Source organism: Pseudomonas triclosanedens (assembly GCF_026686735.1).
GTDB lineage: Bacteria > Pseudomonadota > Gammaproteobacteria > Pseudomonadales > Pseudomonadaceae > Pseudomonas > Pseudomonas triclosanedens.
In genome coordinates, this window is record NZ_CP113432.1 from 5,419,123 (window position 1) to 5,443,814 (window position 24,692).

Annotated in this window: 23 protein-coding genes; 7 read left to right on the top strand and 16 right to left on the bottom strand. The window is 63.0% G+C overall.

Translation table 11 applies throughout. The features are described from left to right. The first annotated feature begins 14 nt into the window (after positions 1–14). Both OU419_RS25130 and OU419_RS25135 read left to right on the top strand, forming a co-directional pair. Entirely contained in the window at positions 15–1,070 is a 1,056-nt protein-coding gene (locus OU419_RS25130) for an aromatic ring-hydroxylating oxygenase subunit alpha (protein WP_254472386.1), read from the top strand. A gap of 52 nt (positions 1,071–1,122) precedes the next feature. Further along, the gene (locus OU419_RS25135; RefSeq protein WP_254472385.1) at positions 1,123–2,067 is read left to right on the top strand and encodes a PDR/VanB family oxidoreductase; all 945 of its coding nucleotides are present in this window, start codon (positions 1,123–1,125) and stop codon (positions 2,065–2,067) included. Positions 2,068–2,261: 194 nt separating this feature from the next. Here OU419_RS25135 and OU419_RS25140 read toward each other — a convergent pair whose 3' ends face one another. The 10 genes from OU419_RS25140 to amaB all read right to left on the bottom strand — a co-directional run bounded on the left by OU419_RS25140 (position 2,262) and on the right by amaB (position 13,901). Then, positions 2,262–2,990: a GntR family transcriptional regulator gene (locus OU419_RS25140; protein ID WP_254472384.1), complete on the bottom strand. Its 729-nt coding sequence runs from the start codon at positions 2,988–2,990 to the stop codon at positions 2,262–2,264. 103 nt (positions 2,991–3,093) lie between these two features. Beyond that, positions 3,094–3,855: an SDR family oxidoreductase gene (locus tag OU419_RS25145; protein ID WP_254472383.1), complete on the bottom strand. Its 762-nt coding sequence runs from the start codon at positions 3,853–3,855 to the stop codon at positions 3,094–3,096. 513 nt (positions 3,856–4,368) lie between these two features. Further along, on the bottom strand, positions 4,369–5,292 hold the full coding sequence (lhpI, locus tag OU419_RS25150; protein WP_254472382.1) for a bifunctional Delta(1)-pyrroline-2-carboxylate/Delta(1)-piperideine-2-carboxylate reductase: 924 nt from the start codon (positions 5,290–5,292) through the stop codon (positions 4,369–4,371). Positions 5,293–5,406: 114 nt separating this feature from the next. After that, complete coding sequence (locus OU419_RS25155) at positions 5,407–6,123, bottom strand: ABC transporter ATP-binding protein (protein ID WP_254472381.1); 717 nt, start codon at positions 6,121–6,123, stop codon at positions 5,407–5,409. Then, the gene (locus OU419_RS25160; RefSeq protein WP_254472380.1) at positions 6,120–7,004 is read right to left on the bottom strand and encodes an ATP-binding cassette domain-containing protein; all 885 of its coding nucleotides are present in this window, start codon (positions 7,002–7,004) and stop codon (positions 6,120–6,122) included. Before OU419_RS25160 ends, OU419_RS25155 begins: the two co-directional genes overlap by 4 nt. Next, the gene (gene livM / locus OU419_RS25165) at positions 7,001–8,305 is read right to left on the bottom strand and encodes a high-affinity branched-chain amino acid ABC transporter permease LivM (protein WP_408004910.1); all 1,305 of its coding nucleotides are present in this window, start codon (positions 8,303–8,305) and stop codon (positions 7,001–7,003) included. Before livM ends, OU419_RS25160 begins: the two co-directional genes overlap by 4 nt. A gap of 2 nt (positions 8,306–8,307) precedes the next feature. Continuing rightward, positions 8,308–9,222, bottom strand: a complete 915-nt coding sequence (locus OU419_RS25170; protein WP_254472379.1) for an ABC transporter permease subunit — start codon at positions 9,220–9,222, stop codon at positions 8,308–8,310. A 279-nt stretch (positions 9,223–9,501) separates the two neighbouring features. Beyond that, on the bottom strand, positions 9,502–10,638 hold the full coding sequence (locus OU419_RS25175) for a branched-chain amino acid ABC transporter substrate-binding protein (protein WP_254472378.1): 1,137 nt from the start codon (positions 10,636–10,638) through the stop codon (positions 9,502–9,504). Between the two features lie 402 nt (positions 10,639–11,040). After that, positions 11,041–12,324: an L-pipecolate oxidase gene (gene amaA / locus OU419_RS25180; protein ID WP_254472377.1), complete on the bottom strand. Its 1,284-nt coding sequence runs from the start codon at positions 12,322–12,324 to the stop codon at positions 11,041–11,043. A gap of 86 nt (positions 12,325–12,410) precedes the next feature. Beyond that, positions 12,411–13,901: an L-piperidine-6-carboxylate dehydrogenase gene (gene amaB, locus OU419_RS25185; protein ID WP_302328976.1), complete on the bottom strand. Its 1,491-nt coding sequence runs from the start codon at positions 13,899–13,901 to the stop codon at positions 12,411–12,413. A gap of 120 nt (positions 13,902–14,021) precedes the next feature. Between amaB and OU419_RS25190 the strand changes: the two genes are divergently transcribed. Beyond that, positions 14,022–14,918 carry a LysR family transcriptional regulator gene (locus OU419_RS25190; RefSeq protein WP_254472375.1) on the top strand — a complete coding sequence of 299 codons (897 nt, stop codon included), beginning with the start codon at positions 14,022–14,024 and terminating at the stop codon, positions 14,916–14,918. A gap of 98 nt (positions 14,919–15,016) precedes the next feature. Continuing rightward, on the top strand, positions 15,017–15,844 hold the full coding sequence (gene nadE / locus OU419_RS25195; RefSeq protein ID WP_254472374.1) for an ammonia-dependent NAD(+) synthetase: 828 nt from the start codon (positions 15,017–15,019) through the stop codon (positions 15,842–15,844). A gap of 37 nt (positions 15,845–15,881) precedes the next feature. Here the strand turns inward: nadE and trhA are convergent, their stop codons facing one another. Next, positions 15,882–16,508, bottom strand: coding sequence for a PAQR family membrane homeostasis protein TrhA (trhA, locus tag OU419_RS25200; RefSeq protein ID WP_254472373.1), 627 nt, complete (start codon positions 16,506–16,508; stop codon positions 15,882–15,884). Between the two features lie 105 nt (positions 16,509–16,613). Further along, complete coding sequence (gene azu, locus OU419_RS25205) at positions 16,614–17,060, bottom strand: azurin (protein WP_254472372.1); 447 nt, start codon at positions 17,058–17,060, stop codon at positions 16,614–16,616. Positions 17,061–17,429: 369 nt separating this feature from the next. On the opposite strand from azu, the gene OU419_RS25210 reads away from it, so the two are divergent. Continuing rightward, the gene (locus OU419_RS25210) at positions 17,430–18,017 is read left to right on the top strand and encodes an LOG family protein (RefSeq protein ID WP_254472371.1); all 588 of its coding nucleotides are present in this window, start codon (positions 17,430–17,432) and stop codon (positions 18,015–18,017) included. Between the two features lie 94 nt (positions 18,018–18,111). Here OU419_RS25210 and OU419_RS25215 read toward each other — a convergent pair whose 3' ends face one another. The 4 genes from OU419_RS25215 to OU419_RS25230 form a co-directional block, all read right to left on the bottom strand. Then, a complete protein-coding gene (locus OU419_RS25215; protein ID WP_254472370.1) occupies positions 18,112–18,528 on the bottom strand; it encodes a type IV pilin protein in 417 nt (138 codons plus the stop codon). Next, entirely contained in the window at positions 18,528–21,173 is a 2,646-nt protein-coding gene (locus OU419_RS25220; protein ID WP_254472365.1) for a pilus assembly protein, read from the bottom strand. The genes OU419_RS25215 and OU419_RS25220 overlap by 1 nt, the downstream gene beginning before the upstream one ends. Before the next feature lie 1,187 nt (positions 21,174–22,360). After that, positions 22,361–22,648, bottom strand: coding sequence for a hypothetical protein (locus OU419_RS25225; RefSeq protein WP_254472363.1), 288 nt, complete (start codon positions 22,646–22,648; stop codon positions 22,361–22,363). A gap of 266 nt (positions 22,649–22,914) precedes the next feature. Continuing rightward, the gene (locus tag OU419_RS25230) at positions 22,915–23,637 is read right to left on the bottom strand and encodes an XRE family transcriptional regulator (RefSeq protein ID WP_031654998.1); all 723 of its coding nucleotides are present in this window, start codon (positions 23,635–23,637) and stop codon (positions 22,915–22,917) included. A 149-nt stretch (positions 23,638–23,786) separates the two neighbouring features. On the opposite strand from OU419_RS25230, the gene OU419_RS25235 reads away from it, so the two are divergent. Together OU419_RS25235 and OU419_RS25240 are read left to right on the top strand one after the other, a co-directional pair. Continuing rightward, a complete protein-coding gene (locus OU419_RS25235; RefSeq protein ID WP_010791925.1) occupies positions 23,787–24,131 on the top strand; it encodes a helix-turn-helix domain-containing protein in 345 nt (114 codons plus the stop codon). A 2-nt stretch (positions 24,132–24,133) separates the two neighbouring features. After that, positions 24,134–24,568, top strand: coding sequence for a hypothetical protein (locus OU419_RS25240; RefSeq protein ID WP_023123547.1), 435 nt, complete (start codon positions 24,134–24,136; stop codon positions 24,566–24,568). The last annotated feature ends 124 nt before the right edge of the window (positions 24,569–24,692 follow it).

Here is a 24,692-nt window from a genome sequence, read left to right on the forward strand (position 1 = left end):
ATGAGGATCGCCCCATGTTTCCGAAGAACGCCTGGTACGTTGCCTGCACGCCCGACGAGATCGCCGAAAAACCCCTGGGGCGGCAGGTGTGCGGCGAGAAGATGGTCTTCTACCGTGGCGCCGAGGGCCGCGTGGCGGCGCTGGAAGACTTCTGCCCGCACCGTGGTGCACCGCTGTCGCTGGGCTTCGTCGAGGACGGCAAGCTGATCTGCGGCTACCACGGCCTGGCGATGGGCTGCTCGGGGCACACGGAATCCATGCCTGGCCAGCGTGTGCGTGGCTTCCCGGCGATCCGCAAGTTCGCCGTGGAAGAACGCTACGGCTTCATCTGGGTCTGGCCGGGCAACGCCGCCGAGGCCGACCCGGCGCTGATCCACCATCTGGAATGGGCTGACAACCCGGACTGGGCCTACGGCGGCGGCCTGTACCACATCCAGTGCGACTATCGGCTGATGATCGACAACCTCATGGACCTCACTCACGAGACCTACGTGCACGCCAGCAGCATCGGCCAGAAGGAGATCGACGAGGCGGCGCCCAAGACCCGCGTGGAAGGCGACGAGGTGATCACCGAGCGGCACATGGAGAACGTCATGGCCCCACCGTTCTGGCGCATGGCCCTGCGCGGCAACGGCCTGGCCGACGACGTGCCGGTGGACCGCTGGCAGATCTGCCGCTTCACCCCACCCAGCCACGTGCTGATCGAAGTGGGCGTGGCCCACGCCGGTCACGGCGGCTACCACGCGCCGGCGCAGCACAAGGCATCGAGCATCGTGGTCGACTTCATCACTCCGGAGACCGAGACCTCGATCTGGTACTTCTGGGGCATGGCGCGCAACTTCCAACCGCAGGACGCGGCACTCACCGCGACCATTCGCGAGGGGCAGGGAAAGATTTTCGGCGAAGACCTGGAGATGCTCGAACGGCAGCAGCAGAACCTGCTGCTGCACCCGCAGCGGCAACTGCTGAAGCTGAACATCGATGCCGGCGGCGTGCAGTCGCGGCGCATCCTCGAACGCCTCTGCGAAGCCGAGCAACAGTCAGCCGACGCGCTCATCGCCAGCGCCTGACTCCCTCTTCCAGCGCCGGCCCGCGAGGCCGGCCAGCCGCGAGAACACCGCCGTGCTAGACGTCGTCATCACCCGCCTCACGCGGGAAACCCCGGACATCCTCAGCCTCGAACTGGCCCGCGCCGACGCCGGCCCCCTGCCCGCCTTCAGCGCCGGTTCGCACATCGACCTGCACCTGCCCAACGGGCTGGTGCGCCAGTACTCGCTGTTCAACGCGCCGGACGAAACCCACCGCTACCGCATCGCCGTGCTGCGCTGCGCCGACTCACGCGGCGGCTCGCTCGCGGTGCACGAGCTGGCCGCCGGCCAGGCGCTGCGCATCGGCCCGCCGCGCAACCTCTTCCCTCTCGCCGAGGGCACCGGCCGGCGCCTGCTGCTGGCCGGCGGCATTGGCATCACACCGCTGTTGAGCATGGCCGAACACCTGGCCAGCCAGGGCGCCGAATTCGAACTGCACTATTGCGCCCGCTCGGCTGCTCAGGCTGCGTTCGTCGAGCACCTGGCGCAGTGCAAGTTCGCCACCCGCGTGCATTGTCATTTCGATGACGGCGACCCGGCGCGACGCCTGGACATGGCGGCGCTGCTGGCGGCCCAGGCTGCCGATGCGCAGCTCTACACCTGCGGCCCGGCCGGTTTCATGGCGCACGTGCTGGACAGCGCCCGCGCCCTGGGCTGGGATGAATCGCGCCTGCACCACGAGCATTTCGGCGCCGAGCCGGATGTCGCCGGCGAAGCCTTCGAGGTGCAGTTGGCGAGCAGCGGCCAGGTGGTGCGCGTGGAGGATGGGCAGAGCGTGGTGGACGCGCTGCGCGGCGTTGGCGTGGAGGTGCAGGTGGCCTGCGAGCAGGGCATCTGCGGCACCTGCCTGACTCGCGTGCTGGACGGCGTGCCGGAGCACCGGGACCAGTACCTGACCGAAGACGAACAGGCCGCCAACGACCAGTTCACGCCCTGCTGCTCGCGCTCGCGCAGCCCGCGCCTGGTACTCGATCTGTAGGTGCCAGCGGCGCACTACCGCGGGCGGCTATTCGCCCCGCGCGCGGTTACGAAGGCATCGCCTGCCGGAATGGAAAGTAGCCGCAGGCAGAGCCGAGCGTGGCCTGGCCGCGTTGATGGCTATCGTGCCTCCGTCCCGCGAATATGCCGGGACGATCGCCCCCTCGGGTGCAGACGCCGCCGGGATGGCAGTTGCTACGGCCGCCCGCCTTCCGTCGCCGTGGGCTTCTTCAGCACCGCCACGCCCTCGCGCCGAGGATTGAAGTATTCGGCATAGCGCAGGGTGGCGTTGGCGTGTTCGCGCATGATCGCCTCCGCCCGCGCACCCTGGCCATTGATCAGGGCATCGTAGGCGGCGTGGTGCTGCTGGTGGGCGAAGTTGAAGCGCTGGTACTCGCGCTTGAGATTGTCGCGGTCCACCGCCAGAGAGCTGACTGAGGCGAATGGCAGGTGGTCGTTGCGCGCCAGTGCCTCGGCGATGGCGCGATTGCCGCTGGCTTCGATGATCGCCTGGTGAAAGCGCATGTTGAGGCTGTGGTACGCCTCCAGGTCCTCGGGCAGCACATGGCCCTTGTCGAAGATGCGATCACCTTCGTCCAGGCAGGTCTGCAACAGCGCCCGTGTTTCCTCTGAAAGGCCCCGCTCGGCGGCCTGGCGGGCGGCCAGTCCTTCCAGCACGCCACGCACTTCCACCGCGCCGGAGATGTCCTGTTCGGTGACTTCGCGCACCGTGTAGCCACGGCTGCCGGCCTTGATCAGCAAGCCTTCCTGCTCCAGCGTGCGCAATGCCATGCGTACCGGCATGCGCGAGACCTGCAGGCGTTCGGCGGTAGGAATCTCGACGATTCGTTCGCCGGCGGCCAGTTCGCCGGAGGCGATCATCTTGCGCAGTTCAGCCAGCACGCGTTGGCCCGGTTTGCTCATCGGAAGGCTCTTGTGGCGGGAGGAGGCGACGCATGATAACGCGCACAGGGACGTTCAGGCGGAAAACCGGGAACGGTTTTCCGCCCTGCGCGCGGGCCGCGAGTCAGCCCTTGCGATGTACCGCGAAGCCGGCCCACGCCTGACTCACCGGCATGAGTTCCAGGGTATTGATATTGATGTGTGGCGGCTGGTTCATGATCCAGTGGATGGTCTCGGCGATGTCCACCGACTGGATGGGCTCCGCACCGGCGTAAGTCTTGTCGTACTTCGCCTGATCACCGCCGAAGCGCACCAGGGAGAACTCGCTCTCGCACATGCCCGGCTCCAGGTTGCTCACCCGCACGCCGGTACCCTGCAGGTCGCAGCGCAGGTTCAGCGAGAACTGCTCGACGAACGCCTTGGTCGCGCCATACACATGGCCGCCCGGATAGGGCCAGCGGCCGGCGACCGAGCCGACGTTGAGGATGCTTGCGCCCGGCCCGTAGGCGATCAGGCGAGGCAACAGCAGGCGGGTGGTGTACATCAGGCCCTTGATGTTGGTGTCGACCATCGTGTCCCAGTCATCCAGCTCGCACTCCTGCGCAGGGTCAGTGCCCAAGGCCAGGCCGGCGTTGTTGATCAGGCCGCGCAGCCTGGCGAACCTCTCCGGCAGGCTATCCACCGCCGCGGTCATCGCCGCACGGTCACGCACGTCCAGTACCAAAGGCAGCACGTCGGTCTGCGCCGAGAGCTCGCGGGCCAGTGCGTTCAGGCGCTCTTCACGACGGCCAGTGATCACCAGCGACCAGCCGTCCCGGGCGAAACGCCGCGCGCAGGCTTCGCCGAAGCCGGAGGTGGCGCCGGTAATGAACAGGGTGGAAGTCATCGCGTGGTCCTCTTGGTGGGCGCCGCTGCCGTCGGTCGATGCCGGCGATTCGTGGCGGGCGCGTTTTTGTCGGTCCTGGCAGGATAACAGCCTGCCGGCACCTCGTTGCGCTACAGCGGAGCTGGATAAAACCCGCACAGCTCACGCAAAGCCGCATGGCAGAGCGTTCGCCGAGACTTGCACCCACCTTGTCCACAGCCTGCTCCACGGATTCTGTGGGCAAACGCAAGGGCACAATTGCACTGGACGTTTTTCGAACGCCACGCCGGAGGCCGCACAGGCTCTGCGCCGGAAGAGTTCTTCCCAAGGTTATCCACAAGTCTTCCAACAGTTGGCGTGGAAAAAACGCAGCGCAGCGGAACTTTTCGGCAACGCCGCATCTGTGCATCCATACAGGCTTTCAGCGCCACTGCACAAAGAATCGCCGCGCCTGCAGAGACGGCTGCGCGCGCGGGACGCAGCGATCCGTCCGCATGTTATCCACAAGCCGGCCCACAGTTTTTCTGGACAACCTCACTGCACCAGCAAGCGTGCCGCGATGAGATCTTCCAGTGCATAACCCACGGATTTGAACAGGGTGATCTCGGAGTCGTCCGTGCGCGCGCCACGACCTTGCAGCAGGTCGGAGATCTGGCTGTGGATGGCGCTTTCGTCGATCACGCCCTCGCGCATGGGGATGAGCAGGTCGCCGGCCTCCTCCAGGGCACCCTCTCGGGTATCGACCACGATGCGGGCACGGCGCACGGCTTCGTTGTCGGTCTCGCGCATGCTCGGCAGGAAGGCGCCAACCAGGTCGAGGTGGCATCCCGAACGCAGCCACCGGCCTAGCACGATGGGCTCGCGGGAGGTGGTCACGCAACTGATGGTATCGGCGGCCGCGACGCTGCCAGGCAGGTCGGCACAGGCGTGTACCGGATAACCCTCCGCCTGGAGACGTTCGACCAGCGCGCCGACCTTTTGCGGGTTGCGTCCCCAGAGGGCAATGTCCTCGTACTCGCGCACCGAGCAGTGCGCGCGCACCATGTGCGGCGCCAGCGTACCGCTGCCGACGATCAGCAACCGGCGCGCATCTCGGCGAGCGAGGTAGTCGGCCGCCAACGCGGAAGTGCAGGCGGTGCGCCGGGCGGTAAGCTCCGACGCTTCGAGCATGGCCAGCGGGCGGCCATGCGTGCCGTCGAACAGGCAGAACAGCGCGGCCACCGCCGGCAGGTCTCGCGCACCGTTGCCGGGAAATACGGTGACCAGCTTGACGCCAATGTCCTGCCCCGGCCGCCAGACCGGCATGGTCAGCAGCGAGGCGTTTTCCGGCAGCGCATGGCAGCCGCGCACCGGCGCCTCGCAGGGGTGGGCGAGACCTGCGCGCAGGGCCTCGATCAACTGGGGATAGGCCAGGCGCTCGGCAACATCGGCATTGGTGAGGAAGCGGAGGTCGTGCATGAAAGCCCCTCGTCGGGAATGCGGTGGGTGATCCGCAGGAGCAGGTTCCACCCGCGATGATCCACAGCGCGGGACCATCGCGGACCAAGCCCGCCCCTGCGAACGAGGATGGCGTCAGTGCCCGCCGAGATAGGCGTTGCGCACCTCCTGGTTGCCCAGCAGCTCCGCGCCGCTACCACTCAGGCGGATCTCGCCGTTGACCATCACGTAGCCGCGGTCGGAGAGCTTGAGCGCGTGGTTGGCGTTCTGCTCCACGAGGAACAGTGTCATCCCGCTCCTGGCCAATTCGCGCAAGGTCTGGAATATCTGCTTGACCACGATGGGCGCGAGGCCCAGCGAGGGTTCGTCGAGCAGCAGCAACTTGGGCCGGCTCATCAGCGCACGGGCGATGGCGAGCATCTGCTGCTCACCGCCGGACATGGTCATGGCGCGCTGGTTGCGCCGCTCCTTGAGGCGCGGGAAGAGTTCGAACATGAGCTGCATGTCTTCCTGGGCGTGCTCCATGCCGACGGGGATGGTGCCCATCAGCAGGTTCTCTTCCACGGTCATGTCGGGGAATACCCGGCGCCCTTCCGGCGACTGCGCGATGCCGTTGGAGGCCACGTAGTGCGCGGACTTTTGCCGAATGTCCTGCCCCTTGAAAAGGATCGCGCCCGAGGCCGCGCGCGGCTGGCCGAAAATCGACATCAGCAGGGTGGACTTACCCGCGCCGTTGGCGCCAATCAGCGCCACGGTTTCCCCTTCGTTGACGGTCAGAGAGACTTTCTTCAGTGCCTGGATCGGCCCGTAGAACACATCCACATCACGGAATTCCAACATCGGCGCCGTCATGCCAGCTCCTCTTCGTCTGCGCCGAGATAGGCGGCGATCACTTTCTCGTTGTTGCGGATATCCGCCGGGCCACCCCTGGCGATCACGTCGCCGTGGTCGAGCACGATGATGTGGTCGGAGATGTTCATCACCATGCCCATGTCGTGCTCGATCAGCAGCACGGTGATGCCGTGGTGATCGCGCAGGAAGCGGATGATCCGCGACAGCGCCTGGGTCTCGGCCGGGTTGAGGCCGGCGGCGGGCTCGTCCAGGCAGATGATCTCCGGTCGGGTGCACATGGCACGGGCGATTTCCAGGCGGCGCTGCTGGCCGTAGGACATCTCGCCGGCCAGGCGGTTGGCGCAGTCCACCAGGTCCACCACCTCCAGCCAGTAGAAGGCGTGGTCCAGCGCTTCGCTTTCCGCGCGGCGGTAACCGGGGGTATTGAGGATACCGGCGAGGAGATTGCGGTTGACGAACATGTGCTGGGCCACCAGCAGGTTCTCCACCACCGACATCTCGCGGAACAGCCGGATGTTCTGGAAGGTGCGCGCCAGGCCCGCGCGGTTCACCAGGTGAGTACCGCCGAACATCTTGTAGTAGAGACGATTGCCGAACTGCGCCGGGCTGACGAAGTCTGCGGCCTGGAACGGCTGGCCGAGGACCTTGATGACGTCGGTGCACGCCCCCTGGGTGTTGAGCAGGATGTTGCCGCCGGTGGCCTTGTAGAAACCGGTCAGGCAGTTGAACACCGTGGTCTTGCCGGCGCCGTTGGGGCCGATCAGTGCGGTGATGGAGCCGCGCTCCACATCGAGGTTGACGTCGTTGAGCGCCTTGATGCCGCCGAAGTGCATCATCAGGTGCTCGACGCTGAGGATCTTGTCGGAAGTCCGCTCGCTCATGGCGCCACCCCCTTGCGTACGGCGAAGCCCGAGCGGCTGATGCGGATCAGCCCGCGCGGTCGCCAGATCATCATCAGCACCATGAGGATGCCGAACAGCAACACACGGTAGTCGGCGAAGCTGCGCAGCAGCTCCGGCGCCACGGTGAGAACGAAGGCGGCGATCACCACGCCGACCGTCGAGCCCATGCCGCCGAGCACGACGATGGCGAGAATCAGGGCCGACTCGAAGAAGGTGAACGACGACGGGTTGACGAAGCCCTGGTAGCTGGCGAAGAACACCCCGGCCAGCCCCGCGGTGGAGGCGCCGAGCATGAACGCGGAGAGCTTCACCAGTACGTGGTTCAGGCCCATTGCGCGGCAGGCGATCTCGTCCTCGCGCAGCGCTTCCCAGGCGCGCCCCACGGGCATGCGAGTCAGCCGGTGCTTGATGTACAGCACCAGCATCACCACCACGAACAGCACCACGTAAATGAACAGGAATTTGAAGTTCTGGTTGTAGTCCACGCCGAGGAACTCATGGATCGGTGTGCCTCCCTCCTTCGCCCGGCGACCGAATTCCAGGCCGAAGAATGTCGGCGAGGGCACGGGCATACCGTTGGGGCCGCCAGTGAAGGACAACCAGTTGTTGAGGATCAGCCGAATGATCTCGCCGAAACCGAGCGTCACGATGGCCAGGTAATCGCCGTGCATGCGCAGTACCGGGAACCCCAGAAGCGCACCAGCCAGCGCGGCAGTGATGGCGGCCAGCGGCAGAACCGTCCAGAAGCCCAGGCCGAGGTACTGGTAGCCCAGCGCGAGGCCGTAGGCGCCGATGGCGTAGAAGGCCACGTAGCCGAGGTCCAGCAGGCCGGCGAGACCGACCACGATGTTCAGGCCCAGCCCCAGCAGCACGTAGATCAGGCCGAGGATGATCACGGTGAGCAGGTACTTGCTGGCGAAGAACGGGAAGATCACCGCGGCGACGATCACCAGCGGAATGATCCAGCGCAGGCGCGTCTTGTAGCCCGGCGGCAGCACCGTGATGCCCGAGTCCGAGCTTTCGAAGCGGTCCATGATGCGCGCGCCGGCCGGGGTCTGCAGGAACAGGCTGAGCAGCAGGCGGCCGAGCATCACTGCGCCGACCATCCAGGCCAGACGCACAGGTTGCAGGTTGAAGCTGTAGCCATCGAGCACCACGCCGACGATGGGCCCGAACACCACCAGGGCGATCAGGCCGGCGAGCACGGTGTCGACCAGGCTCTTCTTGATATCGATGCGCGCGGTCTTCGCCGCGGCGGAGGTCTGGGTCGCGGACATCATGCTCACACCTTCGATACCTGGGGACGCCCCAGGAGCCCTTGTGGTCGGAAGATCAGGATGGCCACCAGCAGCGAGAAGGCGAATACGTCCTTGAAGTCGGTATTCACCATGCCGGAGAACTGCGCCTCGGCCACCCCGAGGATCAGCCCGCCGAGCATCGCTCCGGGCAGCGAGCCGATACCGCCGAGCACTGCGGCGGTGAACGCCTTGATGCCGATGATGAAGCCGGCATAGAAGTCGAAGGTGCCGTAGTTCATGGTGATCAGCACGCCGGCCAGCGCAGCCATCGCGGCGCCGATGACGAACACGTAGGAGATCACCCGGTCGGTGTTGATGCCCAGGATCGACGCCATCTTGCGATCCTGCTGGGTCGCGCGGCACATGCGCCCGAGCTTGGTGTACTGGATCACATAGGTCAGCACCGCCATGCCGACGAAGGCGGCGATGAGGATGAACACCTTGGTGTAGGTGAGCTGCACGAAGCCTTCGCCGATATGGAACTTGAAGGCACCGTCGAGCAGGGTCGGCACGCCTTGCTGGCGCGGGCCCTGGGCCAGTTGCACGTAGTTCTGCAGGATCAGCGACATGCCGATGGCAGAGATCAGCGGCGCCAGCCGCGTGGAGTTGCGCAGCGGTTTGTAGGCGATGCGTTCGATCACCCAGCCGTACACGCCGGTGACGAAGATGGTGAAGACCAGGGTGCCGAGGATCAGCAGCGGGAACGACTGCAGGCCGAAGAAGGCCAGCAGGGCCAGGGCCACGGCGGAGAGGTAGGCGGAGATCATGTACACCTCGCCGTGGGCGAAGTTGATCATGCCGATGATGCCGTAAACCATCGTATAGCCGATGGCGATCAGACCGTAGACCGACCCCAGGGTCAGCCCGTTGATCATTTGCTGAAGGAAGATACCATCCACGATTGAGTACTCGCGCAAGCAGGGCAGGAAAGGCTGACGGCTCGCGCACCCACCGGCTCGTGACCAGCTACGCGCGTTCCGTCGACCTGCGGGAAAGCCGGCGCCGCGGGTAGCGGCGCCGGCAGGTCAGGCGTGACTCGCGCCTGTCTACGATCTTGCTGGCTGGAGCGGCACAAGGCGGAAGCGGGTGAGAAGGCGGAGTTTACAAACGCTAAACGAGCCCCTCGAAACCACTTCCAGCGCAGTGCTGCCGCCGCGCTGCAGATCGCCAACAGGCGGCTACTTCTTGAACGCGTCGAGCTGGTGGTACTTGCCCTTGTCGTCCCACTCGTAGACCACGTAGTCGGAGACTTTCAGGTCGCCCTTCTTGTCCCACTCCTTCTTGCCCATGACGGTCTGGACCGGGTGCGACTTCAGCCACTCGGAGGCTTTCGCCGGGTCGGTCTTGCCGGCGCCGTTGAAGGCCGCCGCCAGGGCCTGCACCGAGGCGTAGGCGTACAGGGTGTAGCCTTCGGGCTCGAAGCCGCCGGCGCGGAATTTCTCCACCACGGCCTTGCCGTCCGGGATCAGGCGCGGGTCGGCGCCGAAGGTCATCAGCACTCCCTTGACGTACTGCGGGCCGCCGGCGGTGGTGACCAGCTCGTCGGTGACGATGCCGTCGTCGGACATGAAGGTGGCGGTCAGGCCCTGCTCGCGCATCTGCCGGACCAGCGGACCGGCCTCCGGATGCAGGCCGCCGAAGTAGACGACCTCGGCGCCCGAGGCGCGGATCTTGGTGACCAGGGCGTTGAAGTCCTTCTCGCCGCGGGTCAGGCCCTCGTACAGCACCTCCTTCACGCCGCGCTTGTTCAACTGCGCCCTGGTTGCATCGGCCAGACCCTGGCCGTAGGTGTCCTTGTCATGGATGACGGCGACTTTCTTGGCCTTCAGCACGTCGACAATGTAGTCGCCAGCCACCACGCCCTGCTGGTCGTCGCGACCGCACATGCGGAACATGCCGGAAAGACCGCGCTCGGTCACTTGCGGGTTGGTCGAGCCGGGGGTGATGGCGATGATGCCAGCCTCGTCGTACACCTCGGATGCGGGGATGGTGGAGGAAGAGCAGAAGTGGCCGACCACGCCCACGGCCTTGTCCTGGTCGACCAGGCGGTTGGCCACCGCGACGGCCTGCTTGGGTTCGCAGGCGTCGTCCGCCTTCACCAGCTTGATCTTCTCGCCATTGATACCGCCGGCGGCGTTGATGTCCTCGGCAGCCTGGGATGCCCCGCGCCAGTACTGCTCGCCGAACGAGGCGTTGGCCCCGGTATGCGGTCCTGCGACCCCGATAACGACATCTGCCTCAACAAGGGAAGACATGCCCAGCGCGGTGGTTACCGCCAGGGCCAGAAAGCCTTTTCTGAAAATCTTCTGCGACATGGAGTTTTGCTCCTGAGGGTTTTTGTAATGGCGTACGTGTTGGCGATTTCTCGTTTTAGCGATTCAGCGATTTATCGACAGCAAGCCGCGTGCCATTCGTTTTTGTTATTAACCAAGTCCTACCGCAAAACCAGCCGGAGCTGGCAGACATCAGCGCCAGACACGTGCAACCCGCCGGGCAAAACAGGTGCAACCCGACCTTACCAAGGGTGCAACCATCCATCCCGTGGGCCGACAGCTCCAGCCAACACAGGCGCAACCCCATCCGTAACCTTCGCTGTCACCGAAGTGCACATCCGCGGTGCAGACCCATCGGGGTAACGCACCATAAGAGGCTAGACCAAAGTGCAGCGGGCGTTGGGGGAGACGTGGCGGGAGGTTCCCGCCAGCGAATCGCCGACTTCAGATCACGACCCGCAGGCACTGCCCCGCGTGATAGAGGGAAAATCCGGCCTCATACAGACAACTGCGCAAACCGGCCGCCGAGACCTCTTCCATCGGCCGCAACGGCATCGGAAGGACGCTGACGTCGCCGCCCAGCAGGAAGTCGGCGAAGGCTTTGCCGACCACCGTACCGGTGGTGACGCCGCGGCCGTTGTAACCGCTCATGGCGACCAGCCCCGGCGCGGGCTCGAACAAGCGCATGAGGTGGTCGGGCGTGAAGTCGATGCAGCCGGTCCAGGTGAATTCCCAATCCACCTTGCCCAGCTTCGGGAAGTAGTGCTGCTGGATCCGGTCCGCCCAGCTCTTGAGGAACCATGCCGGCTTGCCCGTGCCCTTGCCGAGGCTGCCGAGCAGCAGGCGCCCGTCGGCATCGCGGCGGATGCTGCTGAGCACCTGCCGGGTGTCCCAGGAGCCCTGGCCGCCGGGCAGGATGCGCGCAGCTTCGGCGCCCTCCAGCGGACGCGAGGCGACCTGGTAGTAGTAACCGGGGAAGAAGGTGCGGCGCAGTTCGGTCCACTCGCCCTCGGTGTATGCACTGGAGGCGATCACCACTTGCTCGGCGACCACGACGCCGCCTTCGGTGATCACGTTCCAGGCATTGCCCACGCGCACCAGGCCGACCACCGGGGAGTGGTGGTACAGCTCGCCACCAAGCCCGACCACCGAGCGGGCCAGACCGCTGACATAGGCCATCGGATTGAGCGTGCCGGCACGGCGGTCGAGCAGCGCGCCAGCAATCTTGTCGGTTCCACAAGCCTGTTCGCAGGCCGCGCCGGTCAGCAATTCCACCGGCGCGCCTCGGCGCCCCCATTGCTCGCAGCGGCTGCGCAGGTCGGCCAGGCCACGGGCATTGTGAGCCATATGCAAGGTGCCTTCGCGGCGCGCCTGGCAATCGATGGCGTAGCGGTCGATCAGTGAGAACACCAGCGACGGCGCATTGCCGAGCATGCGGTTGACCCGCTCGCCCACCTCGGCGCCCAGACCCGCCTCGATCTCGTCCGGCGGAATCCACAAGCCGGCGTTGACCAGGCCGACATTGCGCCCGGAGCCGCCGTGACCGGTGGCATGCGCTTCCAGGACACAGACCGTCCGGTCCTTTTCCAGCAGGTGCAGCGCGGCAGACAGGCCGGTAATACCGGCGCCGATGACACACACGTCAACCTTGCGTTCCCCTCGCAGCGCCGGAGCTTCCGGGCGTTCGGGGGTCAGGCGTTCCCACAGGCACTCTTGGCGAAGCGACATCCAGCGATCCTTATCGGTGAATCTTGTGAATGGCAGGCGAAGCGTGTTGCGGCGCCGGCCCTCTCGAGGAGCCGGCGCTTGCGGCATCAGTCGAAGACTATGCCCTGGGCCAGCGGCAGTTCCCGTGAGTAGTTCACGGTGTTGGTCTGCCGGCGCATATAGCCCTTCCAGGCGTCGGAGCCAGATTCGCGACCGCCGCCGGTTTCCTTTTCACCGCCGAAGGCACCGCCAATTTCCGCGCCACTCGGGCCGATGTTGACGTTGGCGATGCCGCAGTCGCTGCCAACCGCCGAGATGAAGGCTTCCGCCTCGCGCAGGTCGGTGGTGAAGATGCACGACGAGAGCCCCTGGGGAACTGCGTTGTTCAACGCCACCGCGTCATCGAAGCGCTGGTAGGGGATCACGTAGAGGATCGGCGCGAACGTCTCGCTGCACACCACGGCGCTCTGCTCCGGCATCTCCACGATGGCGGGCGACACGTAGTAGGCATTCGGATAGCGCTCGGCCAGTTGCCGCTCGCCGCCGAACACCACGCCGCCTTCGCCACGCGCCTGCTCCAGCGCGCCCTGCATGGCCAGGAAGCTGCGCTCGTCGATCAGCGGGCCGACCAGGTTGCCTTCCAGCGGATGTCCGATGCGCACCTTGGAATAGGCGGTCTTCAGGCGGCTGACGAATTCGTCCTTCACCGACTCATGGGCGATCAGCCGGCGCAGCGTGGTGCAGCGCTGGCCGGCGGTGCCGACGGCGCTGAACAGCACGGCGCGCACGGCCATGTCCAGGTCGGCGCTGGGCGCCAGGATCATCGCGTTGTTGCCGCCCAGTTCGAGAATGCTGCGGGCAAAACGCGCCGCAACGCGGGGGCCGACTTCGCGACCCATGCGGGTGCTGCCGGTGGCGCTGACCAGGGCGACGCGCACGTCGTCCACCAGCGCTTCGCCAGCGACGCGATCTCCGATCACCACCTGGCTCAGGTACTCCGGCGCATCGCCGAACTTCTTCAACGCGCGCTCGAACAACGCCTGGCAGGCCAGCGCGGTGAGCGGGGTCTTCTCCGACGGTTTCCACACCACCGCGTTACCGCACACCAGCGCCAGCGCGGTGTTCCACGACCACACTGCAACCGGGAAGTTGAAGGCACTGATCACCCCGACCACACCCAGCGGGTGCCAGGTCTCGCGCATATGGTGGCCGGGGCGCTCGGAGGCGATGGTCAGGCCGTAGAGCTGGCGCGACAGGCCGACGGCGAAATCGCAGATGTCGATCATTTCCTGCACTTCGCCCTGGCCTTCCTGGGTGATCTTGCCGGCCTCCCAGGACACCAGTTCGCCCAGAGCCGCCTTGCTCGCGCGCAGCTCTTCGCCGAACAGCCGCACCAGTTCGCCACGGCGCGGCGCCGGTACCTTGCGCCAGGCGTCGAAGGCATGGGCGGCGCGGCCGATCTTCTGCTCCACCTCGGCGGCGCTTTCCAGGCGCACCGCCCCCAGGCGGCTGCCGTCGATGGGCGTATGGATGACGTGATCGCCGTTCGCATACAGACTGGCGTCGACGCCGAGGGATTCGAGCAGTGCGGAAATCATGCGGACTCCTGTTTCATTGCGATAACCCATTGGAATGCCAGCAGTAATAAACGGCTTGCCGAGCCACAACAAACGACGTTTCCTATGCACATCATTCCGTAAATTCATGAACTGCCCGCCATGCTGAGCAAACGCCACCTGCCGTCCATGACCGCCCTGCAATGCTTCGAAGCGGTGGCGCGGCACCTGAGTTTCACCCGCGCCTCCGAAGAGCTGAGCCTGACCCAGAGCGCCGTCAGCAAGCAGGTGGCGCAACTGGAAGAAATGCTCCAGCACCTGCTGTTCCGGCGCGTGCGGCGGCGCCTGCAACTGACGCCGGCAGGCGAGCTGTATCTGGCCGAAGTACGCAAGATCCTCACCCAGGTGGAAATGTCCACCCACTACCTGCTCTCCTACGGCGGCGAGACCGAAGTGCTGCGCGTGGCGACGCCGCCGACCTTCGGCGCGCGCTGGCTGATCCCGCGCCTGAACGGCTGGCGTCACCGCCACCCGAATATCCACCTGGACCTTCGCCAGGAGTTGGAGCCAGGCGACCTCCTGCAGTCTCGTTGCGACATCGCTTTTTTCTTCGGCACGGGAACCCTGCCGGGCGCGGAGTGCGTGCACCTGTTCGGCGAGCAGATGGTGCCGGTCTGCTCGCCGGCGGTTCTTCCGGCTACACCGCTGCATGACCCGACGCAACTGGCCGAACTGGTCCTACTGCAGAACGCCACACGCCCCGAAGCCTGGCACGAATGGTTCCAGAGCCTGGGCAAGCGCAGCGAACACAGCTATCACGGCCCGCGTTTTGACACCTTCTACATGTGCATCCGCGCCGCACAGGCCGGCTGCGGCGTTGCGTTGCTGCCGCGCTTTCTGGTGGAGGAAGAACTGGCCGAGGGCAAGCTGGTGATCGCCTGGGAGCACGGGCTGGCGAGTCGCAGCGGCTACTACCTGGCCTACTCCGAGCACGCCGCGGCGGTGCCCAAGGTGCGCGCCTTCGTCGAATGGATCGAGGCGAGCCTGGATGCCACCTGAGCGGCACAATTGACCATCGACCCAGCGCGGCAGTCGCTGGTATTTTTCCTGCATTCCGACAGGCAATGACCTGTCACCGTCCGGATCGAGGTATTTCCATGAAAGCCATCCAGCAAGCCATCGCGACCGAATTGAACGTCCAGCCGCCGTTCAACGGCCCGGAAGACGTCCAGGCCGAGATCCAGCGGCGTATCCGCTTCATCCAGAACTGCCTGACCGGTGCGGGCATGAAGACCCTGGTGCTGGGCATCAGCGGAGGTGTCGACTCGCTCACCGCCGGCATGCTCTGCCAGCGCGCGGTGGAAGCCCTGCGCGCCGAGACCGGCAACCAGGACTACCGCTTCCTCGCCGTGCGCCTGCCGTACAACGTTCAGGGCGACGAGCAGGATGCCCAGGACTCGGTGGATGCCATCGCGCCGGACGAGCGCCACACCGTGAACATCGGCCCCTCGGTACAGGCCTTGGCGGCGGAAACCCGTGCGCTGGAGGGTCTCGCGCCGGCGACCCGCGACTTCGCCCTGGGCAACACCAAGGCACGCATCCGCATGGTCGCCCAGTACACCATCGCCAACGCGCGTCAGGGCCTGGTGGTAGGCACCGACCATGCCGCCGAAGCAGTGATGGGCTTCTTCACCAAGTTCGGCGACGGCGCCTGCGACCTCGCCCCGCTCACCGGCCTGGTGAAGAACCAGGTGCGCACCATTGCCCGCACCCTCGGCGCACCGGAGCATCTGGTGGAAAAAGTACCGACCGCCGACCTCGAAGACCTCGCGCCGGGCAAGCCGGACGAGCATTCCCACGGCGTGACCTACAAGGAAATCGACGCCTTCCTGCACGGCCAGGATGTGGGCCAGGAAGCCTTCGACATCATCGTCCGCACCTTCGAGAAGACCCGCCACAAGCGCGCACTGCCCACCGCGCCGTAAGCACCTGGCGGCGCGGGAGAAGCCCGCGCCGCCCGGCTCAATGCTGCGGAATGACGTAGCGCCAGATGGCGATGAAGTGCAGCAGGCTGCCGGCGATCACGAACAGATGCCAGATGCCATGCCAGTGGCGGAAGCGGCTGTCGTAGGCGAAGAAGATGATGCCGATGGTGTAGAACGCGCCGCCACCCACCAGCCAGGCGAAACCGGCGCCGCCCAGCGCACGGTACAGCGGGCCGACGGCGATCAGCACAATCCAGCCCATCACCGCGTAGATGATGATCGACAGCACCCGCGCCTCGGAGCGCGGCTTGATCTCCTGCAGCATGCCGATCACCGCCATCGACCAGACGATGCCGAACAACGTCCAGCCCCACGGCCCCTTGAGCGTCACCAGGCAGAACGGTGTGTAGCTGCCCGCAATCAGCAGGTAGATGGATAGATGGTCGAGCTTGCGCAGGATGACTTTCGCCCGCCCGCGCGCGCTGTGGTAAAGCGTGGAAATGCTGTAGAGCAGCAACAGAGTCGTGCCGTAGACCGCCACGCTGATGATGCGCAGCGGCTCCCCCAGCAGGCTGGTGGCGACCAGCAGCCAGATCCCCCCGACCAGCGCCAGCACAGCGCCGAACAGGTGCGTCCAGGCATTGAAGCGTTCACCGTGGTACATGAGTCCCCCGTTACGTTTTCAACCACGGACACCGTAGCGTTGTTTCAGAAAATAAAAAGCCCGACTTCAAGTCGGGCTTTTCGTTTCGCAAGTATTTGCTCGCGATCACTTCAGGGTCAGGGTGCCCTTCATCATGGCCGAGTGGCCCGGGAACGAGCAGAAGAACATGTACTGCTCGCCTTCCTTGAGCTTGGAGACGTCGAAGGTCACGGAGTCTTTCTCGCCGGCACCGATAACCTTGGTGTGGGCGATGACACGGGTGTCGCCGTCCTTCAGGTAGTTCTTGTCCAGGCCAGCGGACATGCCGTCGGTGGCCACGCCCTGCATGTCGGCGGCGGTGGTCAGCACCCAGTTATGGCCCATTACGTTCTTCGGCAGGCTGCCCGGGTGGGCCAGGTTTACGGTGAAGGTCTTGCAGCTCTTGTCGACGGTGATCGCGTTGGTGCTGAACTGCATCTGATCGTTGCCCTGGATATCCACGGAGCATTCGGCGGCCAGCAGCGGGGCACTGAACAGGCCAAGCAGGGATACAGCAGCGAGTTTACGGAACATACAAGCCTCCTAGGCAGGTTGGGCGGTGAATCCTGAAGGGGAGACTGCCCGATGGGCGGTGGAGTTCCCCTGATCCAGGTCAACGGCGCACTGGCGGTTGGCCACGGCGCAAGCCTCGAAATGTCTATCAAGCCGATCCATTTCATCAACGAGGCAGAACAGCGCACCCCGACTAGCATAGACGCCACACCCCGTCCCTAGCGGAGCCCGAGCCTTGAATCCATATTCCCTGTTACAAAGTCTGCTCGCCGACTACGCCCTCGCCGCATCCGGCGGAGCGTTCCAGCACGACTGAAATCGCTACGCAAGTCTTGGTCACTCCCGCCGCAGCCGCTACCCTGACGACCTCGACGAGAGTGGGAGTGTTCCATGTCCTTGCGTTCCATCTGCGTATTCTGCGGCGCCAGCCCCGGCGCCTCACCGATCTACCAGGAAACCGCCGAAGCCCTTGGCCGCCATCTGGCCGAACGTGGTATCCGCCTGGTCTACGGGGGCGGTGCGGTCGGTCTGATGGGCATGGTGGCCGACGCTGCGCTGGCGGCGGGCGGAGAAGTCATCGGCATTATCCCGCAGAGCCTGAAAGAGGCGGAAATCGGCCACAAGGGCCTGACACGCCTCGAAGTGGTGGATGGCATGCACGCACGCAAGGCGCGCATGGCCGAACTGAGCGATGCCTTCATCGCCCTGCCCGGCGGCCTGGGTACGCTGGAGGAACTGTTCGAGGTCTGGACCTGGGGCCAGCTTGGCTACCACGGCAAGCCCCTGGGGCTGCTGGAAGTGAACGGCTTCTTCGACCCGCTGCTGACCTTCCTCGACCACCTCGTGCAGGAGCGCTTCGTTCGTTCGCAGCACCGTGAAATGCTCCAGCGCGCCGCCACCCCGGCAGAGCTGATCGACGCATTGGCAGGCTGGAAGCCGCTGGCGGCACCGAAGTGGGTGGATAGAACCCCGACGTAGTAGCGACGGCAGCAATGCAAAAAGCCGCCTCCTGTCGAGGAGGCGGCTTTCGATGACGTTTGGCGGGCAGTTATACGGCTACCGGCCGTCCCCGCTATTTCCAGCAGTCATCCACATCCCCCCCGGCGCCCCTCTCGCCAGTGGCCGTCAGGGTCAGGCTGCCGCAATCCGTGTCCTGGGCCTGCGCCCCCTGCGGCGCTACCGTCAGCTTGTACCCGCCATCCGCCGCAGCCCCCGCTGCGATGGCGAGTGAGTACTTGCCAGTCCGCGACATGTTCCCTGCCAACCCCAGTTTGGCGACATCGCCGCTTGCGGTGATGTAGCTGTTGTTCTGGGCGAAGTAGCGTTCCTCCCGCGCGGCGGCATCCGAGAGCAGCGCCTGCCCTTCGGTCCGGTTCGAGCGCAGGACGTACCGTGTGTAGCTGGGGTAGGCGATGGCGGCGAGAATCCCAATGATCGCCACCACCACCATCATCTCGATCAGCGTGAAGCCCCGTGATGAGCCGTCCATCACTCCACCTCCGGAATCACACGCCAGGACTGGCGGCCAGTGAAGTCCGGGCCGGAGCTGTAGTGCATCCGATCGGATTTCGAGTTGATGTCCCCTGAGCGCATCTCTCCACCGGCGGTATTGCTGCCGCCGGAGGTGCCGGTACCCGCGATGAAGCCGGCAACGACCGAACCGTTAGCGGAGTCGGAACTGTCGATGATGCCGTTGCGGTTGAGGTCGAAGACGTTGTAGGTGGTCGCCCCGCCGGTGTACGGGTCGATGCCCAGCAGCCAGTTGGTGGAGCCACCCGAGCACGGGTCATCGCTGGGAATCATCGAATCGACCAGCAGCGTAGAGCCGCGGGGTATCAGCGGCTGCACCATCATCTCGCCGCTGTAACTGTCATTGACCGCAAGGTCCAGCACCCAGCCCCAGGCATTCACATCGCTGTCTTCAGTAGCGGTGGCATTGTCCCGATACCAGGACACGGCATTGCGCGACAGCGTGCGTATCGCCGAAATGGAGGTGAATGGATTGCTGTCCGGCGTGCTGAACTCCTGCAACACCAGGTCGCTGCGGCTCAGTGCCGGGCTGTGTGCGGTGGTCGACTGGCCCTTGGTTTGCCGGTCCCAGATGCCATACAGGCTCATGGCCCTGGTGGTGTCGGCCTGAGAGTCCCCGGTCTCGTAGTACTTTCCGGTTCCGAAAATCACCAGGTAGCCCAAGCCGGTCGGGTGGCGCACCAACGATGGCGGTGCCGTTATCGGTTGCGCGGTGGAGGCTGCGCCGGCACGGCGGTCCTTGGCCGTATAGAGCGGGTGCCCGCCATAGGCGACGGTGAAGTCGTTGAGGTACGACGCACTGTCCGCGATGCCACCGGCACCGCGCTTGAAGGGGTCACTCGCGGTGCTGCTGTGAACGCTGCCGGGGAGCAGATCGAAGCGCCACAGGTTGCCCTGGAGATCGCCCGCATAGGCGTACTCGGCAACACCGTCGCTGTTGTAGTCCGATACCACCACGCTCGAAAGACCGTTCGCCCGCGACGCATCTCCCTGCGCGACCAGCTTCTTCAGAACATCGCCAGTCTGTACATCCAGAACCATCAGCGCGGCCTGGCCGCTATTGGTGCCGGAGTAGCCATTACCGGTGATGACAGCCCACTGGCCGGAGTAGAGCCGGGCGATATAGGGTTTGGGGAAGGTGTACCCCAGTGCCGAAAGGTTTGCGTCCCCGACGCTGTAGCTCTTCTCCCAGAGGAGCTTGATGTTGTTGGGGTCGGTGATATCCAGGGCAAAGATCGACTTCCCGCCCCCGCCCAGGGTTCCGATCAGGACCGTATGCCACGCGCCGCCAAAATACACATCGGCGCTGACCGGCGAGCCGTCGACGTAATAACGGTGGGCGCTCCCGGTATAGCTTTGCCCGGTGAGCAGATACAGATTCTCGATGACGGCGCTGGGAATGAAGGCGAACTTCTCGTCTCCGCTCTCCGCATCGAAGGCGTGCAACATGCCGTCGTTCGCCCCCACGTAGACCATGCTGCTGCGCCCGGCGTGCGCAGACTTGAACGCGGCGTAGTCCGAATCGTCCCCCTCGATGGAGTTGGCGAACGAGGCCCAGTAGGCAGGCGGGCCAACCAGCAGCGGCGATGAGTTGACGATATCGCCCAGTACCGAGCCGCGCTTGCGCAAGGAGCCAACGGCCGTGCCCTCCCTGGAGCGGTCGCCCCTTATGAAGTCGACACGATAGTTACCGTTGCTGTCTGCACTGCTATTGCTGTCCGGGTTGCGATTGAACAGTGCCTTCTGCGCATCGCTCAGGTTGTCCCAGTTGAAGCTCTGCAGATGGGTGGAGTCCGTTGCGCTGTATATCTTTATCTTTCTGTTCGCAAATGGCAGCGCAGCCAGACGCGTCTTGGCACTCCAGGTGGTTCCGCCACTGTCATCGGTGCGTATGAGGTCACCGCTCCAGTCATCGCTGCTGAACTGCGCTCGATAGGCCTCCACATTACCGACCGCAGACTTCACCGCCGGCCTGGAAGATGTGCTTGTTCTGTCACCGATCAGGTTGATGATCCTGGAGAACGCATTGACGATCGCGTCCGGGCTATCCGCGCTGAAGAACTGGCCGCGGGAGTTGATCGCCGCGTGCCAGAGATCGTAGACGTTATCGTTGCTACCAGCAGAGGCAGGAGGCCAATTCAAGGTTCCATTGGCCAGGCCGGCATATCCAGGCCCGGCATAGGTATCACCTGCCCAAGGTATGTTCGCCCTGCTCAGAGATGTGCTCAGGCCAAGACCAATGGTAAATGTCACCATATGCTGCCAAGTAGCAGGATCATTTCGCGGATCCCAATACTGGGTTGCCTGGTTGCTATTGGGGGCAACTATTATTGGTTTTACATTATTTTCGAGCGTAGGCCTGGCATCGGTAGCCCAATAGTAGAACGCCAGATCGGCGAGAGTCTTGATCGTTGCATCATAGAATGGGCTCTTATGGTTGTATTGAACGCCATCCGGCAATGCTAATGCAGAGTGATCGCCAAGGTTGGGCACATTAAGAGGAAGATCGTTCCAAATGCCATCAGTCATCAGAATATGGTAGCTGGGTCGGCATGAATAAACCGGATTCTGAATGGTTGCTCTGGTGACCCCTGCGGCGTTCATGGGGTTTGGATCATATGCCCAGGGATCGCTTCCCTTCAGATACTCCCCCGCCTGCATCATGGCTGCAGGCAATGGCGTAGTACCATAAAAGAAAAGATTAGTTAGCCAATTAAAAAAATTACCACGATGCCGCCCTGAAAACCGTCTTATGTAATTATTCTTACAATCATTATCATCATATCCTATACCTTGGCACACATTAAGAGACTGCCATGCAACCCTAACCGTTTCCGGCAGACCACTAAAAGCCAGATTAGCACCACTAATAGCTGTTAGAGAGCGAGTTCTATAAAACGAATACCAGACTGCAAAATTTTGTCGCTCATCCTTCCCTGATGCAGGGTCATCATCTCGAACAACCCCTGACGTACTGCTAACAAAGACCAACCTGTAGCAGACATCATCATTTACCTTATTTGCAGACAAAGAGCATCCCAACAGGCTTTCATCATAGACATAATAATAGGCAGGAACTCCGACCCCAATCCGACTCGGCGTTGACGTCAGCTTCAAACTATATGTCTGCCCATTCGCCAGCGTGCAAGAAGATACAGCCGAAGTATTCCATGTAGCAATATCGACAGTACATGTCGAATTACCAGTTCTTTTTATTTTATAAGCATAACTACCCTGGGTACTATTATTACCGCCAATTAAAACTCCAGATGTTGTTCCTACCGGAAGCCCCGAAACATTCACTGACCACTGAAAACTACCAAAGTCACTCACTGGATTACTCGAAAGAGTAGCCCACCCCGAAGTTTTGGTAATGTCATATTCCCGGGTATATCGATAGTTACTTGTCAGATCCACACTATCATCAACCGCTGTATGGAATCCATTACTAGGCGCATGGCTTATGCTTGTAACATAAGGGTTCGGGGATATATTTCCATCCAAACCAACATTGACCGGAACCTTATATGTAACCTTGGGGTCATAATAAATAGGGTTATATGTCGATGACCTCATCCTTCTAGTCAAATACGAACCAGAAATTGTATCAGGAGCATATCCAGACTGCATACTCCCCGAATCATCCAGCGTCAAAATAATATTTGACTGAACACTCTCCGAGAGCACTAACGGAGACTGCGAAATATTATCAGCCATACCTACTCCCCATTGAGCAGATAAAGTAACTACAGCAAGAGCCGCGCGTAACTTTTTCATCTTCACGACCGCCCTTATCTTTCAGAAATTTTTGCGATGGTCGAACGCAGGTAAACCGCATCAGACAAGCTGACGGACTTACCCTGACTATTGACCTCGTAATAGAAAACCGTCGCCGCCGTCGCATTCGAATTGCCACCCGCAAACCCTGTTGCGGAGCCGTACTCGGCATTGACCGAAGCGGCTTCGTTTCCACCATCCGGAGCTACTTTCGAATACCAGCGGATACCCGTATTGGCAGCAGGCTTGGTGCCATCCAGCGGGTTATAACTGCGCGACTTGCCCGCAGTGGCGAACTGCATTGCGTAGGTAGGTTCACCAGCCAGTAGACAAGGCAAGGTGGTGGTGTCGGCGGGGCAATCTTCCTGCGGCTCAGTGGCGAATGAATCGACCCTGAGCTGTGGGGAGGTGACTGTTTTGACACATGCCAAAAGAGGGAGGGATAGGCCAGAGCCCCTATAGCACTAGGGCTCCAGCCGGACAGGCGCTGTGGGACAGTTTGGAAAAAATCGATCAGGATTGAGCAAGGACTGCAAAATATTGATCGTTAATTGGCACAGAATGAGCGCTAAACCATCCAGCGACTAGCCCATACAACCCTTCCGATGATCTCCAGGTCCGACAGCTTTGCCTTTGGGACGATCATTTCGGTATAGGCCTTGTTTTCACTGATGATCGACACCGACCCATCAAAGCGCCTTTGCAGGCGCTTTGCATAGAGATGGTCATCCAGGCGAACGACGTAGACTGCCGCGTCTTGGACCGTTGACTTGGTGTGATCCACAAGCACTGTATCGCCATCGCACAGCAGAGGCTCCATAGAGTCACCGCCAATGCGGATCGCTGAGATACTGGAGGGGTCCAAGCCCTTTTTTCGCAGGCTGTACCGGGTGAATGCCAGATTCACAAGCACGGTGGCGCCGTCGGTCCAGGAACCATGCCCTGCGCTCACCTGGCCGTCATAGAGGGGTATGTATACATACTCGCCCTCAACGCTCTTCGCGCCTTCGACAGGCGTAGCAACCACCTCTTCCCCATTGATAAGCCAATCCAGACTCACACGACCAGCCTTGGCTATGGCCGAAAGGAGTTCAGGAGCGGCGGCGTTGATCCCCTTGATATATCTGTAAAGCTGGGTCTCGTGGATGCCGACCTGCTTCGCCAATGCTCGCCGGCTACCAAGCAGCCTAGCCACCTCCGCGATGCGCGTTCCGACCTCCTGCGTGAAAGTCGGAACAGCTGACTTATCTGATTGATCTTGTTCCGCCTTTCCGTAAGTGTCTGATTTCACGATAAAAAAGCCGATTCCACTTGATTGATATGTAAATCAAAAGGCGGAACTTTACTGTTCCGTCTTGATCAGCCAATCAGATGTGTTATGTTTATCCCCAACAGGCAGTTAGATAACAGCCTTCCACCCGCCAAGATGGAATGATTGAGATGAACATAGCCACCATCCCGAAAGACCCGGTGATGCGCTGGGAGTGGATCAAGTACCAGCTGCGCATCCGTGGTTCTTCCACCGCGGCAATAGCCCGCCAACTGGGTGTTAGCTCCAGGGCAGTTCGCGTCGCGAAAGAGATTCCCTATCCCCGCGTAGAGCGTGCACTCGCCGCCGCGCTGGACCTGAGCCCTGTGAAGCTCTGGCCCGAACGCTGGATTGACGAGGACAACCCGAAGCGGCAGCGTCCGAATCGCTCAGAGACGCTGCTGGCTTATGAAAGTTATGCAAAAAATACCAGATACGCTCCTATAGCGCAGCGTAAAGACGAAGCGAGGGCTTGAACATGGCCCGCCGCAAAGACGATCGAACGCTGGACATCTTCGATGTTCCGCAGCCGGCCCGCGCTATACCTGGTGAGTGCAACTACGCCGCCCAGGTCAGCGAACTGGTCAGCGAAATTCTGAAGGCTTGCGACCTTGACCGTTACGAGGTCGCCGCCCGCATGTCGCGCCTGTCCGGCGATGACGTGAGCAAGAACATGCTCGACGCCTGGTCGAGTCCCGCCCGAGCTGATCACAACTTGCCTTTCTACCGAGCCGCCCTCCTGGAGGACGTCTGCGCGAGCCATCTGCTGACCAACTGGCTGGTCGATGTGCGTGGCGGCCGCGTGGCTTACGGCCGCGATGCACTGCTCGCCGAACTGGGTCGCCTTGAGCGGACCCGCGAGGAAGCGAGCCGGCAGGCACGTGAACTCAAGCGACTTATGGGAGGCGTCTGATGATCAAGCTTATTACTCGTCCAATTCGGGACGTTGTTCGTCGCTGGGTTCGTGAGGAGTTGGCCCTGGCGCAGGCTGAGGAGTATCGCCAGGCCGAGGCTCACGCTGAACGTCTTCTCCAGAA

What these genes read in the sequence shown, in the direction of transcription:
- OU419_RS25130 (WP_254472386.1), top strand. Translation starts at nt 15, where the DNA reads ATGTTTCCGAAGAACGCCTGGTACGTTGCCTGCACGCCCGACGAGATC.
- OU419_RS25140 (WP_254472384.1), bottom strand. Translation starts at nt 2,990, where the DNA reads ATGAGCAAACCGGGCCAACGCGTGCTGGCTGAACTGCGCAAGATGATC.
- OU419_RS25145 (WP_254472383.1), bottom strand. Translation starts at nt 3,855, where the DNA reads ATGACTTCCACCCTGTTCATTACCGGCGCCACCTCCGGCTTCGGCGAA.
- lhpI (WP_254472382.1), bottom strand. Translation starts at nt 5,292, where the DNA reads ATGCACGACCTCCGCTTCCTCACCAATGCCGATGTTGCCGAGCGCCTG.
- OU419_RS25155 (WP_254472381.1), bottom strand. Translation starts at nt 6,123, where the DNA reads ATGACGGCGCCGATGTTGGAATTCCGTGATGTGGATGTGTTCTACGGG.
- OU419_RS25160 (WP_254472380.1), bottom strand. Translation starts at nt 7,004, where the DNA reads ATGAGCGAGCGGACTTCCGACAAGATCCTCAGCGTCGAGCACCTGATG.
- livM (WP_408004910.1), bottom strand. Translation starts at nt 8,305, where the DNA reads ATGATGTCCGCGACCCAGACCTCCGCCGCGGCGAAGACCGCGCGCATC.
- OU419_RS25175 (WP_254472378.1), bottom strand. Translation starts at nt 10,638, where the DNA reads ATGTCGCAGAAGATTTTCAGAAAAGGCTTTCTGGCCCTGGCGGTAACC.
- amaA (WP_254472377.1), bottom strand. Translation starts at nt 12,324, where the DNA reads ATGTCGCTTCGCCAAGAGTGCCTGTGGGAACGCCTGACCCCCGAACGC.
- amaB (WP_302328976.1), bottom strand. Translation starts at nt 13,901, where the DNA reads ATGATTTCCGCACTGCTCGAATCCCTCGGCGTCGACGCCAGTCTGTAT.
- OU419_RS25190 (WP_254472375.1), top strand. Translation starts at nt 14,022, where the DNA reads ATGCTGAGCAAACGCCACCTGCCGTCCATGACCGCCCTGCAATGCTTC.
- nadE (WP_254472374.1), top strand. Translation starts at nt 15,017, where the DNA reads ATGAAAGCCATCCAGCAAGCCATCGCGACCGAATTGAACGTCCAGCCG.
- trhA (WP_254472373.1), bottom strand. Translation starts at nt 16,508, where the DNA reads ATGTACCACGGTGAACGCTTCAATGCCTGGACGCACCTGTTCGGCGCT.
- azu (WP_254472372.1), bottom strand. Translation starts at nt 17,060, where the DNA reads ATGTTCCGTAAACTCGCTGCTGTATCCCTGCTTGGCCTGTTCAGTGCC.
- OU419_RS25210 (WP_254472371.1), top strand. Translation starts at nt 17,430, where the DNA reads ATGTCCTTGCGTTCCATCTGCGTATTCTGCGGCGCCAGCCCCGGCGCC.
- OU419_RS25215 (WP_254472370.1), bottom strand. Translation starts at nt 18,528, where the DNA reads ATGGACGGCTCATCACGGGGCTTCACGCTGATCGAGATGATGGTGGTG.
- OU419_RS25220 (WP_254472365.1), bottom strand. Translation starts at nt 21,173, where the DNA reads ATGAACGCCGCAGGGGTCACCAGAGCAACCATTCAGAATCCGGTTTAT.
- OU419_RS25225 (WP_254472363.1), bottom strand. Translation starts at nt 22,648, where the DNA reads ATGCAGTTCGCCACTGCGGGCAAGTCGCGCAGTTATAACCCGCTGGAT.
- OU419_RS25235 (WP_010791925.1), top strand. Translation starts at nt 23,787, where the DNA reads ATGAACATAGCCACCATCCCGAAAGACCCGGTGATGCGCTGGGAGTGG.
- OU419_RS25240 (WP_023123547.1), top strand. Translation starts at nt 24,134, where the DNA reads ATGGCCCGCCGCAAAGACGATCGAACGCTGGACATCTTCGATGTTCCG.